The sequence below is a fragment of the Streptomyces sp. NPDC014764 genome, assembly GCF_043082785.1.
Taxonomy (GTDB): Bacteria; Actinomycetota; Actinomycetes; order Streptomycetales; family Streptomycetaceae; genus Streptomyces; species Streptomyces althioticus.
In genome coordinates this window covers 97,365-112,043 of sequence record NZ_JBIBXY010000012.1, presented here as the reverse complement: position 1 = coordinate 112,043, position 14,679 = coordinate 97,365, and the positions used below count along the sequence as shown (strand labels likewise).

Genomic DNA, 14,679 nt, shown 5'->3' with positions numbered 1-14,679 from the left:
CTCCGCACTCAGAAGCGCCGAATGGTACTGGACCAGATATATCCCGCACTTCTTCGTCCGCTACTCCGCCAACTGCCGGACATCCGACCCACCACGAGCGGCTGCCGTTCACCGGCCCGGCCAGGGCTTTGGCGCGTGGACGCCGCCCGGGTCACTCGAGGGGCACTTCCTCGACGACCCGCTCGGCGAAGCGCCACACCCCCCGGTTGCCGGTCGCCTCAGCCCGCAGCCCTTCCTCCCAGGCGATCCGCGCAGCCCGACCATGGGTCAGATCGGGGTACTCCCCCGGCGAGACCTTGATGTAGCCACGCCGGTCGGCGGAATAGGCACGCAACGCCTCCCGTAGCTTCTCCTCCTGCTCCCTCCGCAAGCGCGACCGTCCGGCAACCTCGGCCGTCTCCCGCTCGGTCACGGCCCCCCGCCACGCCATCCACACCACCGAGCCGACCGCGGCGAGCGCGAACCCCGCGGCGCCTAGGACCTCCCCGGTGGCGTCCGCCTGCCCCGGGGTCTGCGGCCGGAGGTCCGCCTCCGGGTCCTCGATGACGGTCACCATCTGTCCGACGTCGTAGAGGTCCGACGTCGTCCGCATCTCGGGTCCAGGGACCCGTGTCCCGTCCTCGCGCTCCAATGTGTAGTACGAAGCACGGCCCTCACGCCCCTCCGGCGGGTCGAGCCGCTCACCCACGACCGTGGCCACCACCGTCTCCCCGCGCTGCTGCAAGGTGAGGTCCTCCCAGGCCATGCCCGCGACACCCACCGCCAGCGATGACACGGTCACGATGAAGAGAGCTGTATACGAACTGGACTCGCGTGTCCCGAACTTCCTGATCGCCAGGAAGAGCAACGCCCCGTGGACCACCCACAACGCGATCTGCACCGCGAGGCCGGCGTCGTCCGCCAGGACGATCATTCCGGCGATGACGGCAAGCACGTAGCAGCCAACGGCAGCCGCCCACCCGACCCGACGCCCCATCAGCCCCGTCTCCACCTGACCCCGCGGGTCCGTCACCTGCAGCCTCGCTCAGAACTCCACCAGCCTGCACTCAGCACTTACGGCCTCGACGCGACCTCAGTACATGCCCGTCACGGTGGACAGCGGCGTGGACGGCTTCCTCAGCTCGCCCCACAACACGCCCCGCCGGGTGTCACACCGCGGAACGGTGGGACAGGAAGCCACAAGCCTCCCGCCCCACCGACGGTGCAAGCACACCCAGCACCCGGAAGTTACTTCCGCGCCGCCTTCGCCAGCTCGTCGTCGATCTGCTCGAACTTGTCGGCCGCCATGGTGAGGTAGTCGCCCATGCCGTCGAGGCCGTCGAGCGTGGTCTTCGCGCCGTTGGTGAAGTCATCGAAGTTCTCGTCGAAGGCCTTCGAGGAGCTCTTCGTGACGTAGCCCGAGTTGACGAGGTTGTTGATGTACTTGCGGAGGCCGTCCAGCTTCTCCTGAAGCTTTTCCTTCTCCTTCACGACATGCTTGGCAGCTTCCCGCATGTCCTGATATGTGATGTCAAGGTCTTTGGCCATGAAGCCGCTCCCTCTCGCAACGCCGCAGGGCCAACCCCCGTGGCTCCCTTGTTTGCGGAACTACCGGCCTGCCGTCGCGGCCCCTGCGGCTCAGGGGCCTCCGGGGCCCGCCGGTGTGATCGTCCGCTCTTGCGGCAGAAGCTTACGGGGGTGAACTGCGCCGCCACATCCCCACCTTGTGAAGGCAACGGTCACAAGCTGTGGACGCCGTTGCTGCCGGAAACGGGGGGCCGCTCCCCGACTGCCTCACGGGCGGGCCGAGCCGATATCGTCGGCGGGACTGTGCGCCGCGGGGTGGAAGCGGCCGCAGGGCCTGGGGAGGACAAGCGTGCGCCTGACTCTGACCGTCGTCGATCCGTACGGCGGGGACTCCGCCGATGTCGTACTCGATGCCGATCCCGAGTCGACCGTGGGGGACGTCGCGCGCGAGCTGGCCGCGCAGGTCGGACACGCCGGCGCCCAGGTCATCCCCATCGGGCACCAGGGGCAGACGCCCGCCGGGAACACGCCGATGGTGTACGTCGACGGGTACGCCGTCGACCCCTCCGCGACCGTCGTCGGCTCTCCCCTGCGCGACGGCGCCGTCGTGTCCCTCCAGGACCCCTCCGGCTGTCTGCCGGGCGAGCCCACCGGCCTCGTCGAGCTGCGCGTCGTCGGCGGGCCGGCGGCCGGCTTCGTGCACCGGCTCGGCGTCGGGCGCTACGACATCGGCAGCGGCAACGCCTCGTACGTCCGCGTCGACGACCCCGAGGCCGAGGCGCGCGCGCTGACCCTCTCCGTCGCCACCGACGGGACCTGCCAGGTCGTCGTGCACGGTGAGCACGACGCCGTCACCCTCGACGGCGAGCCCATCGCCGAGGCCCAGGAGCGCCGGGACGAGGAGAAGCGCCGCGCCGAAGCCGGTGACGGCGAAGCCGACGGCGCCTCCAGGAAGAAGCGCAGGAGAAAGAAGAAGAAGAAAAAGAAGAAGGAGGAAGGCGGCAGTCAGGGGCCCAAGCGGGGCGGCCGCTTCGACTGGCCGCTCGGCGGGCAGATCGCCGTCGGGAACAGTCTTCTCGAACTGGTCCGCTACTCCCCTCCCAACGCCGCCCTCAAGTGGTCGGACGACGGCGTCGGGCTCGACTACAACCGGCCGCCCCGGCTCCGCCGGCCCGAGCGGCAGACCAGCTTCCGGCTGCCTTCCAAGCCGCGTGACTACGAGGCCAGGCCGCTGCCCTGGATCATGGCGCTGACCCCGCTGGTCGGGTCGGTCGTCATGGTGGCGATCTTCCAGCGCTGGTACTACCTGATCATGGCGGCGCTCAGCCCGGTCCTCCTCTTCGCCAACTACTTCAACGACAAGAAGCACGGCCGCAAGTCACACGCCAAGCAGGTCCAGGAGTACGAGGAGCAGAAGGCCCGGATCGAGAAGGACGCCCAGGACGCACTCGTCGCCGAGCGCGACGACCGGCGGCACGCCATCCCCGACCCGGCGTCCGTGCTGGCCATGGGCACGGGGCCCCGCACCCGGTTGTGGGAGCGGCGCCGCACCGACCGCGACCATCTGCTGCTGCGGTTCGGCACGGGGCAGATGCCGTCCGAGGTGGTGCTCGACGACCCTGAGCAGGACGATCACCGGCGTCAGGTCACCTGGAAGATCGAGGACTGCCCGGTCGCGCTGAACCTTCGCGGGCTCGGCGTCATCGGCGTGGCCGGTCCCGGGGACTCGGCGCGCGCGCTGGGGCGGTGGGCCGTCGGGCAGACCGCCGCGCTGCACAGCCCGATGGACGTGCAGTTCTACGTGCTGAGCGAGAACTCCGCGCAGGAGGCCTGGGACTGGGTGCGCTGGCTGCCTCACGCCCGCCCCTCCGGCGGCCAGGACGTGAACGTCCTCATAGGCACCGACGCGGAGACGGTCGGCGCCCGCATCGGCGAACTGACGCAGATCCTCGACGCACGCAAGAAGGCCGCCGAGCAGAACCGCTCCCAGGGCACGACGTTCAGCGACCCGGACATCGTGGTCGTGTGGGACGGCTCGCGGCGGCTGCGGTCGCTGCCCGGTGTGGTGCGGCTGCTGCGCGAGGGCCCCTCGGTGTCGATGTACGCGATCTGCCTGGACGCCGAGGAGCGGTTCCTGCCCGGCGAGTGCCAGGCGTTCGTCGTCGCGGAGCCGCACGCCGAGGAGCAGGAGCGGCAGCAGGCGGACCGTGCGGCGCAGCCGGCCGTGGCGGGCGGTTTCCCCTCCTTCCAGGCGTGGCACAGCAACGCCCCGGAACCCGGCCGCGGGGCCCAGCAGGCGCCCGGCAAGCTGCGGCTGCGCGTGGAGGAGGCCGGCGCCGAGCGGATCAAGGACGTGCGGCCGGACTTCGTGTCGCCCGCCTGGTGTCTGCGGCTGGCGCGTTCCCTGTCGCCGCTGCGGGACATCAGCGGGGAGACCGAGGACTCGGCGCTGCCCGGGTCCAGCCGCCTCTTGGACGTGCTGCAGCTGGAGCCGCCGACGAGCGACGCGATCACGGCGCGGTGGCGGATGGGCGGGCAGTCGACGCTCGCGGTGATCGGCGAGTCGTACGACGGGCCGTTCGGCATCGACATGCGCAAGGACGGCCCGCACGGCCTGATCGCCGGTACGACCGGTTCCGGTAAGTCGGAGCTGCTCCAGACGATCGTGGCGGCGCTGGCGGTCGCCAACACCCCCGAGAACATGACGTTCGTCCTAGTCGACTACAAGGGCGGCTCGGCGTTCAAGGACTGCGTCAAACTCCCGCACACCGTCGGCATGGTGACCGACCTCGACGCGCATCTCGTGGAGCGGGCGCTGGAGTCGCTGGGCGCGGAGCTGAAGCGGCGCGAGCACATCCTGGCCGCCGCGGACGCCAAGGACATCGAGGACTACCAGGATCTGGTGCGCCGCGACCCGTCGCACCCTCCGGTGCCGCGGCTCCTCATCGTGATCGACGAGTTCGCCTCGATGGTGCGTGATCTGCCGGACTTCGTCACCGGTCTGGTGAACATCGCCCAGCGAGGCCGCTCCCTCGGCATCCACCTGTTGCTCGCGACGCAGCGGCCGAGCGGCGTCGTCTCCCCCGAGATCCGCGCCAACACCAACCTGCGTATCGCGCTGCGCGTGACGGACGCCGGTGAGTCGACGGACGTCATCGACTCACCCGAGGCCGGTCACATCTCCAAGAGCACCCCCGGCCGCGCCTACGCCCGGCTGGGGCACGCCTCACTCGTGCCGTTCCAGTCGGGACGCGTCGGCGGCCGGCGGCCCGGCGCCGCGGACCCGGCCGCGCTCGCACCCTGGGTGGGCCCGCTGACCTGGGAGGACCTGGGGCGGGCGGCGCTCACCAAGCCGAAGTCGGAGGCACGTGAGGACGAGGAGATCACCGACCTGAAGGTGCTGGTGGACGCGGTGCGCGACGCCAACTCCGCGCTCGGCATCCCCGCCCAGCACAGCCCGTGGCTGCCCGCCCTGGACGAGACGCTGCTGCTGGACGACATCGAGGTGCCGTCGTACGCGCCCGCGCCGGGCACACTGCCGCCGGCGCCGTTCGGTGTCGAGGACCTGCCCGCCGACCAGGCCCGCCGTCCGGTCGTCGTCGACTTCTCCTCGTTCGGCCATCTGATGATCGGCGGCGCCCCGCGCAGCGGCCGGTCACAGGTGCTGCGCACCATCGCGGGCTCTCTGGCCCGCACCCACTCCGTGGCGGACGTGCATCTGTACGGCATCGACTGCGGCAACGGCGCGCTCAACGCGCTGACCCGGCTCCCGCACTGCGGCGCGGTCGTCGGCCGTAACCAGACCGAGCGGGTGGTCCGGCTGGTCAACCGCCTCAAGGGCGAACTGTCGCGCCGCCAGGACCTGTTGGCGGACGCCGGCTTCGCGGACATCGGGGAGCAGCGGGCCGCGTCCGCCGAGGACGAGCGGCTGCCGCACATCGTGGTGCTGCTGGACCGCTGGGAGGGCTGGGTGCCCACCCTCGGCGAGATCGACCACGGTTCGCTGACCGACGAGCTGCAGACGATGATGCGGGAGGGCGCCAGCGTCGGCATCCACCTGGTGCTGACGGGTGACCGGACGCTGCTGGTGGGCCGGATCGCCAGCCTCACCGAGGACAAGTACGGTCTGCGGCTCGCCGACCGCAGCGATTTCTCCTCGCTGGGCATCCCCACCCGCAAGGTGCCGGAGGAGATCCCGCCTGGCCGCGCCTTCCGCAACGAGTCCGGCACGGAGACGCAGTTCGCGCTGCTCGCCGAGGACACGACGGGTCAGGGGCAGGCGGCGGCGCTCACCGCGATCGGTGAGGCGGCGGCCGAGCGGTGCGCCGAAGTGCCGCGTGCGCGGCGGCCGTTCCGGGTGGACAGCCTGCCGAGCCGGATCTCCTTCCCCGAGGCGTGGGAGATGCGCGACCCGGACGTGTCGCGGTCGAAGCTGTTCGGTCTGGCCGGCATCGGCGGTGACGAGATCGTCGGCTTCGGTCCTGATCTCGCCGACGGCGTACCGGCGTTCGTGATCGCGGGTCCGGCCAAGTCGGGCCGCTCGACGGTGCTGATGAACTTCGCCCGGTCGTTCCTCGCGCAGGGGACGCGGCTGGTGATCGCCGCTCCGCGCCAGTCGCCGCTGAGGCAGCTGGACGGTGCGGAGGGCGTGCTGAAGGTCTTCACAGGTGACGACATCGACGAGGACGAGTTCGAGGAGCTGGTCGACGAGGCGTCCCTGGAGGAGCCGATCGCCGTGCTCGTCGACGACGGGGAGATCCTGGAGGACTGCGACGCGGAGAGCCAGTTGAAGAAGCTGGTCTCGCGCGGCACGGAGCGTGGCCTCGCCCTCGTCATCGCCGGGGACGAGGAGGACGTGTGCAGCGGCTTCTCCGGCTGGCAGGTCGACGCGAAGAAGGCCCGCCGGGGCATCCTGCTGTCCCCGCAGGAGTCGTCCAGCGGTGACCTCATCGGCGTCCGGCTGTCCCGGGGGATGGTCGGGGGCCAGGTCGCCCCGGGCAAGGGCATGCTGCACCTCGGTGACGGCGAGCTGCGTACGGTCGTCGTCCCGGGGTGAGCGGCTCCCCCGCGTGAACGGGAGGCCCGGTCACCCGATCTTCGAGAGCCGGGCCTTCGGACGTCCCGAGTCCCTGCTGTCCGACTCGTAGACCAGGTCGTCGCCGACCGGGGTGAGCAGGACGGTGTGGCGGGCCGGGTCGCAGACGTCGCGGTTGGTGGGCGCGCCCACGGAGGTCGTGACGATGCGCCGGGCGGTGACCTCCTTGAGGGTCAGCACGTCGTCGCAGATCCCGCCGAAGATGTCCGTGTGCCGCAGCGTGCCGACCCGCTCACCGACCCGCGCCTCCCTGAGGGTGACGCGGAAAGTGCCGAGCGGGATGGTGATGCTCTCGCGGGAGCTGGCCTGTCCCTCCCAGGTGCCGACGTAGGCGGCGGGCACGGTGCCGGAGGGGGCGGTGGCGGACGGTGAGGGCTGCGCGCCGCTCGGGCCCTGGTCGGCTCCCGCGCCCCCGGAGGAGCCCGGCAGCAGGTCGAACACGAACGCCGAGCCGACGGTCACCGCGGCCAGCGCGCCCGCCACCGCCAGGGCCACCGTGCAGCTGACCCGCCGGCCCCGTCCCCCCGTGCCGGGCGTCGAGGCCGCGGAGACGGAGAGGGACAGGCAGCCGGGCGCTGACCCGCCCCCGTTGCCCGGTTCCGTCGGCGGATGCGGGGCGGGCGCCCCGGTGGCGTGCCGCGGCCCCGGTACGGCCGTTCCGGCCGGCTCACCGCCCGACGACGGCATGACCGGCGGCGGCCCGAACCCACCGCCGACGGCCCCGGAGGGGGCGAGACCGGAGGCCCACGGCCCGGGGGCGGGCGCGGACCCGTCCGCCGACGATCCAAAGGCGGGCGCGGACCCGTCCGCCGAGGGCCCGGAGGACGCGGCGACGCCCTCACCCGCGGCCGCTGCGCCCTCCGCCTGCCCGCCCGGATCCGTGGCCTCCCTCACGGACGGGCTGCTGAAGCCCACCGGTCCCGAGGCCGCGCCGCCCGCAGGTCCTCCCCCGGTCGTCTCCAGGTTCAGCAGGTTCACCGCGGCCCGGCTCACCTGTTCCACCAGAGCGCCCGGCAGCCAGCCGCCCGACACCAGGCGGGCCGCGCCGCCCTCCGGGGCGAGGCGGCGGGCGATGCCGGCCGGAGACGGGCGGGCGGCGGGGTCCTTGTCGAGACACGCCTCGGTCACCTCCCGCAGATCGCCGGTCAGCCCGTCCAGCTCGGGCGGCTCGTGCACCACGCGGTAGAGCAGCGCCGCCGAGGAGTCACCGGGGAAGGGCGGCGCGCCGGTCGCCGCGTACGCGAGGACCGCGCCGAGGGAGAAGACGTCCGCCGCGCCGGTCGCGCCCTTGCCGAGGATCTGCTCGGGCGACATGTAGCCGGGCGAGCCGATCGACACGCCGGTCGAGGTCAGGGACGCCGTACCTCCCCCGGACTTCGTCCGGGAGGTGCCCCCAGTCGCGCGCGCGATGCCGAAGTCGATCAGCAGGGGGCCGTCGAGGGTGAGGAGCACGTTGGACGGCTTCACGTCACGGTGCACCAGGCCCAGCCCGTGCACCGCCGCCAGCGCCTCGGCGAGGCCCGCGCCCAGCGTGCGCACGGTGTGCCCGGGCAGGGGGCCCAGCTCGGTGACGGCGGCCGTGAGGGAGGGGCCGGCCGCGTAGGCGGTGGCGACCCAGGGGACGCGGGCGTCGGGGTCGGCGTCCAGCACGGGCGCGGTCCAGGCGCCGCCGACCCGGCGGGCCGCGTCCACCTCGCGCCGGAACCGGGCGCGGAACTCCTCGTCCAGCGCGAGGTGGGGGTGCACGATCTTCACCGCGACCGTCCGGCCTCCGGCGCTGCGGCCCAGGTAGACCCGGCCCATGCCGCCAGAACCGAGCCGGCCGAGCAGCCGGTACGGCCCCACCGTTGTGGGTTCGTCCGTGTCGAGCGGCCGCATGGCGCCACCCCTCCCCCGTCGCACCGGTACGCCGTTGCCATCCAGCAGCGTAGTGGCCGGACCGGTCGGGGGGACCCGGACGGCGTGCGGCCGCCCGGGTCGCCGCCGTGCGCCACGGACCCGGGCTCCGCGACCGCCTGGGTCGCCCCGTGCGCCACGGGCCCGGGCTGCGTACGGCCGCCCGGGCCCCCGTGCGCTACGGCGTCAGCAGGTCCACCTTCACGTCCGCCGCGAACCCCGTCGTCGGCCCCACCCTGCGGGCGAACTCCGCGACCGCCTCCAGCTGCGGGGGGCCGAAGCGGAAGTCGAGGGTGGTGAAGTACTGGGCGAGGGTCGCCTCGTCGAAGGCCTCCCAGCGGGCCGCCTGCTCGGCCACCTTGTCGACCTCTTCCAGGGACAGGTTGCGGGAGGCGAGGAAGGCCTCGTGCACCTTGCGGGTGAGCATGGGCTCGCGCTCGGCGTACTCCTTGCGGGCCGCCCAGACGGCGAAGACGAACGGCAGGCCCGTCCACTGCTTCCACAGGGCGCCCAGGTCGTGCACCTCGAGGCCGAAGCGCGGGCCGTCGACCATGTTGGCGCGCAGGGCCGCGTCGCCGATCAGGACGGCCGCCTCCGCCTCCTGCATCATCAGGCTCAGGTCGGGCGGGCAGGTGTAGTAGTCCGGCTGCACGCCGTACCGCTCGGCGAGGAGGAGCTGCGCGAGCCGTACGGAGGTGCGGGAGGTCGACCCGAGGGCGACCCGCGCCCCGTCCAGCCGGTCCAGCGGGACCTGCGAGACGATCACGCAGGACATCACCGGGCCGTCGCAGCCGACGGCGATGTCGGGGAAGGCGACGAGCTGGTCCGCGTGCTTGAGGTACTCGACCAGGGTGATGGGCCCGATGTCGAGGTCGCCCTGCACCAGCTGCTCGCTGAGCTTCTCGGGGGTGTCCTTCGTCAGCTCGAAGTCGAGGAGCGTGCCCGTTCTCGCGAGCCCCCAGTAAAGGGGCAGGCAGTTCAGGAACTGGATGTGGCCGACGCGCGGCCGGGTGCGAGGATTGTCCACATCGTGAGGCTAGACCTTGCGCCGGGCGGGACAGCGGTCGCCCCCACCGGTTCGAACGCACGCGCGTGACGAACGGGGCGTTGAAACATTCGGGTGACGTGATCTTGACCTCTATTGCGAACGGGCCCCTGCGTGCTAGGCTCATCGCAAGTTGCAGTTTGGTTTCCCTTGCAGTACAGAGCCTGCGGAGCATGTGACCGCGGGCTCTCGTCGTTCTCAGACGGATGCAGTTGTGCGGAATTGTCTTCACACTTGCTGGTTCTGGAGCAGGGCAACCCTTTGAGCCCAAGGAGGGCTTATGGCTACCGGAACCGTGAAGTGGTTCAACGCCGAAAAGGGCTTCGGATTCATCGCCCAGGAGGGCGGCGGCCCCGACGTCTTCGTCCACTACTCCGCGATCAACGCGACCGGTTTCCGGTCCCTCGAGGAGAACCAGCAGGTCACCTTCGACGTCACGCAGGGCCCGAAGGGCCCGCAGGCGGAGAACGTCACCCCGGCCTGACCCTGATCCTCCGATCCGGGAACGACTAGCAGTACCCAAGGAGCCCCACGCCGTAAGGCGAACGGGGCTCCTGCCTTTTCTCCGGGGGCGGCCGGCGCGGTGGAACACCCGAAGAATCCCCGGTGAATTCCCGCCGGACGCCTTCTCCTCTCAGACGTGCTGCATGATCAGCACGAATTTCGTGCCTGGCACCAGCGCCTCGTAGCGGTGCGGCACATCCCCGCGATACGCCATGTAGTCCCCGGCACCGAGTTCCACCTGCTCGCCCGCGGGGCCGGCCGTCACTCGTCCCGCGCTCACCACGATGTGCTCCACCGTCCCCGGAATGTGCGGGTCCGAGTCGCGCACCGTCCCCGGCTCGAGGTCCACGGCGTAGATGTCGCGCCGCGCGCCGGGCGGGCTCGCCGACAGCAGGGTGGCGACATAGCTGGACCGGTCCGAGCCCACGGACGGCCCCTCCCCCGCCCTGATCACCTGGACCATGGGCGCCGGCGGCTCCACCAGCGCGCTGAACGGCACTCCGAGCGCCACCGCCAGCGCCCACAGCGTCTCCATGCTCGGGTTGCCGCCGGCCGCCTCCAGCTGGGACAGCGTGGACTTGGCGATCCCGGCGCGTTTGGCCAGCTCGGAGAGGGAGAGGCCGACGCGGGTGCGCTCGCGGCGCAAGGCCGCGGCGATCCAGTCGAGGGGCAGGCGGGACGGCGTGCCGTCGGTCATGTCGTTCGCTCCAGGAGTCGTTTCGTTCGGCTTGACGAACGCGAGGGTGTCTGTCCATTGTAGAAAACATGCGTTCGGCACAGCGAACACCTTCGCCCGGACACGGCCCCCATCCGTCGGCCGTCGACGCCGGGCTGCTCCGGGACGTCTCCCTGGTGTGTCTCGCCGGAGGCGTGGTCGGCGTGTCGTTCGGGGCCATCGCGGTCGCCGGGGGCCTGCCCGTATGGGTGCCGGTGGTGATGTCGCTGGTGGTCTACGCGGGCTCCGCCCAGTTCAGCGCGGTCGGCGTACTCCTCGCGGGCGGCGGGCCGGTCGCGGCGGCTGCCGCGGGGCTGCTGCTCAACACCCGCACGGCCGCGTTCAGCCTGGCGGTCGCCGAGCACCTCGGGCGGACCCGGCTCGCCCGTCTGGTCGGCGCCCATCTGGTGACCGACGAGACCGTGGCGTTCACCCTCGCCCAGCGGGACCCGGCCCGGCGCCGTGCCGCCTTCTGGGTGTCGGGCATCGGGCTGTTCACGGTGTGGAACGTGTGCGTGGCCGCGGGCGCGCTGGCCGGCGGCGCGCTGGGCGACACCGCCCGGTACGGCCTGGACGCGGCCTTTCCCGCCGTCCTGGTGGCCCTGGTGCTGCCCGCCCTGCGCGAGGACGCCGGTGTCCGCCGCGCCGCCCTGGCGGGAGCCGTGCTCGCCCTGGCACTCACCCCGGCCGTACCGGCGGGGGTGCCCGTGCTGGCCGCGCTCGCGGGTCTGGCGCTGCGCGGAGGCGTGCCCGGACGACGAGGCGTGCCCGGACGACGCAAGGGGCCGCGGTCGTGAGCGGGACCGCCCTGATGGTGCTGGTGCTGGCGTTGGGGACGTACGCCTTCCGGCTGGTGGGGCCCGTGCTGCACGGCCGGGTGGAGCTGCCGGGCCGCGTGCGGGTACTGCTGTCGGCCGGGGCCGTGGTGCTGCTGGTGGCGCTGCTGGCGACGGGCGCGCTGGCCGAGGGCGGGGAGTTCGCCGGGTGGGCGCGGCCCGCCGGGGTCGCCGTGGGCGGGGTGCTGGCGTGGCGCCGGGCGCCGTTCGTCGTGGTGGTGCTGGGCGCGGCGGCGGCGACGGCGGTGCTGCGGGCCGCCGGGGTGCCGTAGCCGTACGAGGTGCTGAGGGACTGTCAGTGGCCGCCGGTAGCGTCCCGCCCATGACCACGAGCCGACCCGCGCGCGCCGACCAGCCGGAGCACGTCCGCGCGACGCGCGCCTTCTACGACGCGATCGCCGAGGACTACGCCGAGACGTTCCGGGACCTCTCCGCCGCCACGCCGCTGGACCGGGCCCTGCTGGCCGGGTTCGCCGAGCTGGTCGGCCAGGGCGCGCCGGTGGCGGACGTGGGGTGCGGTCCCGGCCGTGTGACCGGTTTCCTCGCCTCGCGCGGTCTGGACGTCCACGGCGTGGACCTGTCGGAGTCGATGCTGGCGATCGCCCGCCGGGAGAACCCGGCGCTGCGCTTCGAGCAGGGCTCGATGTTCGCCCTGGACCTGCCCGACGGTTCCCTCGCCGGGCTCGTGTCCTGGTACTCCACGATCCACACGCCGCCGGAGGACCTGCCCGCCGTGTACGCCGAGTTCCGCCGGGTGCTGGCGCCCGGAGGCCATCTGCTGGTCGCCTTCCAGATGGGCGACGAGCCTCGGCGGCACGTGCACCCCTGGGGCCACCCGGTCACCCTCGACTTCCGGCGGATGCGGCCGGAGCCGGTCGCTGAGCTGCTGGAGGAAGCCGGTTTCGCCCTGGTGCAGCGCACCGTCCGGGAGCCCGACGTCCGGCAGGGTGAACCCACCCCTCAGGCGTCCCTGATCGCCCGCGTGCCCGGAGAGAGCCGGGCCTCCTGACGCCGGGCGCTACCTCGCGTACAGCGCCTCCACCTCGTCCGCGAAGTCCCTGAGGATCGCCTCGCGGCGCAGCTTCATGGACGGCGTGAGGTGTCCGGCCTCCTCGGTGAAGTCCTCCGGGAGGACGGCGAAGCGGCGGACGGACTCGGGGCGGGACAGCATCTTGTTGGCCTCGTCGACGGCACGCTGCAGGATCGCCCGCAGTTCCTCGTCGTCGACGAGGAGCTTCGCGGGGACGGGGTGCCTGCCGTTCATCCGGCGCCAGTGGGTGATGCCGTCGAGGTCGAGGGTGATCAGGGCGGTCACGTAGGGGCGGTTGTCGCCGAGGATCATCACCTGGGAGATCAGGGGGTGGGAGCGGAGCCAGTTCTCCAGCGGGGCCGGGGCGACGCTCTTGCCGCCCGCGGTGATGATCAGCTCCTTCTTGCGGCCGGTGATGGTCAGGTAGCCCTCGTCGTCCAGCTCGCCGACGTCGCCGGTGGCGAACCAGCCGTCGCGGGTGGCGGGCACGACGCCGCCCGCCTGCGGGTCCCAGTAGCCGCGCAGCACGTGCTCGCCGGAGACCAGGACCTCGCCGTCCGCCGCGATCCGGATCTTCGTGCCGGGCAGGGGCCAGCCGACGGTGCCCAGGCGCGGCTTCAGCGGGGGTGTGACGGTCGAGGCGCCGGTGGTCTCGGTGAGGCCGTAGCCCTCGAAGATCTCGATGCCGGCCCCTGCGAAGAAGGCGGCGAGACTGCGGCCCAGCGGGGAGCCGCCGCAGATGGCGTAGCGGACCTTGCCGCCCATGGCGTTGCGGATCTTCCGGTAGACCAGCGGGTCGTAGAAGGCGCGGGCCGTCCTCAGGGAGCGGGAGGGGCCGCCGCCGGTGCCGGCCTGCCGGCCCTCCAGGGCCTCGCCGTAGCGGCGGGCCACCGCGGCCGCGCGGTCGAAGGTGGTCTGCCGGCCGCTCGCCTCGGCCTTGGCGCGGGCGGTGTTGAACACCTTCTCCAGCATGTAGGGGATGGTGAGCAGGCAGGTGGGCCGGAAGCTCGCCAGGTCGGGCAGCAGGTCCTCGGCGGCCAGGCTGGGCGCGTGGCCTAGGCGCACCCGTGCGCGCACGCAGGCCACGGCGACCATGCGGCCGAAGACGTGCGACATGGGGAGGAAGAGCAGGACGGACGCCTCGTCGTCCGTGCGGTCCCGGAAGACGGGGTAGAGCAGCTCGATGGCGTTGTCCACCTCGGCGAAGAAGTTGCCGTGGGTGAGGGCGCAGCCCTTGGGGCGTCCGGTGGTGCCGGAGGTGTAGACGAGGGTGGCGAGGGTGTCGGGGCCGAGCATGCCCCGGCGCACCTCGATCTCGTGCCCGGGTATGTGTGCGCCGGCGTCCGCGAGGGCGTCGACGTGTCCCTTCTCCATGACCCACACGTGCCGCAGGTCGGGCAGGTGCGGCAGCTCCGGGCCCATGGCGGCGGCCTGGCCGGCGGTCTCGGTGATCAGGGCGACGGCGCCGGAGTCCTGGAGGATCCAGCGGGCCTGGTAGGGGGACGAGGTGGGGTAGACGGGGACGGTGACCAGGCCGGCGGCCCAGGCGGCGAAGTCGAGGACGGTCCACTCGTAGACGGTGCGGGCCATGATCGCGATGCGGTCGCCCGGCGCCAGACCTTCGGCGACGAGTCCCTTCGCGGCGGCGAGGACCTCGGCGGCGAACCGCTCCGCGGTGACGTCGCGCCAGGAACCGTCCCCGGTCTTCCGGCTGAGGACGACGTCGCCGGGGGCGAGGCTCGCGTTCTCGAACGGCAGGTCGGCGAGGGACCCGTGCCGCACCGGCTGCGCGAACGGCGGGACCGACGCCTCGCGGACGGCCCCGTCCAGCCTGCGGGTGGCCGGCGGGACGAGGACGGGCGCCCCGTGGACGTCGGCGTCGAGAGCGGTGGCGTGGTGCGGGGTGGACACGGGCGGCTCCTGGGGCGTGCAGGCGAACTGCGTGGTGCCACGACGTACGTGCCTCGCACGCCGAGGCGCTCACCGGTGGCGTCCGCGGCTCGGGACGCCACCGGTCGGTGCGGGGATCGTACGGCTCTGGCGTGAGGGGTT

Annotated in this window: 11 protein-coding genes; 5 read left to right on the top strand and 6 right to left on the bottom strand. The window is 72.6% G+C overall.

The window, feature by feature from the left end:
* Positions 1-151: 151 nt before the first annotated feature.
* Positions 152-934, bottom strand: coding sequence for a hypothetical protein (locus ACF1AG_RS25140; protein WP_391810431.1), 783 nt, complete (start codon positions 932-934; stop codon positions 152-154).
* 293 nt (positions 935-1,227) lie between these two features.
* A complete protein-coding gene (locus ACF1AG_RS25135; protein ID WP_078492978.1) occupies positions 1,228-1,527 on the bottom strand; it encodes a WXG100 family type VII secretion target in 300 nt (99 codons plus the stop codon).
* A 328-nt stretch (positions 1,528-1,855) separates the two neighbouring features.
* On the opposite strand from ACF1AG_RS25135, the gene ACF1AG_RS25130 reads away from it, so the two are divergent.
* On the top strand, positions 1,856-6,562 hold the full coding sequence (locus ACF1AG_RS25130; RefSeq protein WP_391810430.1) for an FtsK/SpoIIIE domain-containing protein: 4,707 nt from the start codon (positions 1,856-1,858) through the stop codon (positions 6,560-6,562).
* A 30-nt stretch (positions 6,563-6,592) separates the two neighbouring features.
* On the opposite strand, the gene ACF1AG_RS25125 is transcribed toward ACF1AG_RS25130, so the two are convergent.
* A complete protein-coding gene (locus ACF1AG_RS25125; protein ID WP_391810429.1) occupies positions 6,593-8,479 on the bottom strand; it encodes a protein kinase in 1,887 nt (628 codons plus the stop codon).
* Positions 8,480-8,675: 196 nt separating this feature from the next.
* Complete coding sequence (locus ACF1AG_RS25120) at positions 8,676-9,524, bottom strand: menaquinone biosynthetic enzyme MqnA/MqnD family protein (protein ID WP_391810428.1); 849 nt, start codon at positions 9,522-9,524, stop codon at positions 8,676-8,678.
* 298 nt (positions 9,525-9,822) lie between these two features.
* Between ACF1AG_RS25120 and ACF1AG_RS25115 the strand changes: the two genes are divergently transcribed.
* Positions 9,823-10,026 (top strand): cold-shock protein, encoded by a 204-nt coding sequence (locus tag ACF1AG_RS25115; RefSeq protein WP_006133199.1) that lies wholly within the window; start codon positions 9,823-9,825, stop codon positions 10,024-10,026.
* A gap of 150 nt (positions 10,027-10,176) precedes the next feature.
* On the opposite strand, the gene ACF1AG_RS25110 is transcribed toward ACF1AG_RS25115, so the two are convergent.
* Positions 10,177-10,743, bottom strand: a complete 567-nt coding sequence (locus ACF1AG_RS25110; RefSeq protein WP_359599291.1) for an XRE family transcriptional regulator — start codon at positions 10,741-10,743, stop codon at positions 10,177-10,179.
* 68 nt (positions 10,744-10,811) lie between these two features.
* Here ACF1AG_RS25110 and ACF1AG_RS25105 point away from each other — a divergent pair, with 68 nt between their 5' ends.
* The 3 genes from ACF1AG_RS25105 to ACF1AG_RS25095 are packed head-to-tail and all read left to right on the top strand — an operon-like array spanning position 10,812 to position 12,606.
* Positions 10,812-11,558, top strand: a complete 747-nt coding sequence (locus ACF1AG_RS25105) for an AzlC family ABC transporter permease (RefSeq protein WP_387798123.1) — start codon at positions 10,812-10,814, stop codon at positions 11,556-11,558.
* A gap of 14 nt (positions 11,559-11,572) precedes the next feature.
* Positions 11,573-11,869 carry an AzlD domain-containing protein gene (locus ACF1AG_RS25100; RefSeq protein ID WP_387798212.1) on the top strand — a complete coding sequence of 99 codons (297 nt, stop codon included), beginning with the start codon at positions 11,573-11,575 and terminating at the stop codon, positions 11,867-11,869.
* Between the two features lie 50 nt (positions 11,870-11,919).
* Positions 11,920-12,606 (top strand): class I SAM-dependent methyltransferase, encoded by a 687-nt coding sequence (locus ACF1AG_RS25095; protein ID WP_359599297.1) that lies wholly within the window; start codon positions 11,920-11,922, stop codon positions 12,604-12,606.
* A gap of 9 nt (positions 12,607-12,615) precedes the next feature.
* Here ACF1AG_RS25095 and ACF1AG_RS25090 read toward each other — a convergent pair whose 3' ends face one another.
* On the bottom strand, positions 12,616-14,538 hold the full coding sequence (locus tag ACF1AG_RS25090; RefSeq protein ID WP_359599298.1) for a long-chain fatty acid--CoA ligase: 1,923 nt from the start codon (positions 14,536-14,538) through the stop codon (positions 12,616-12,618).
* Positions 14,539-14,679: the final 141 nt, after the last annotated feature.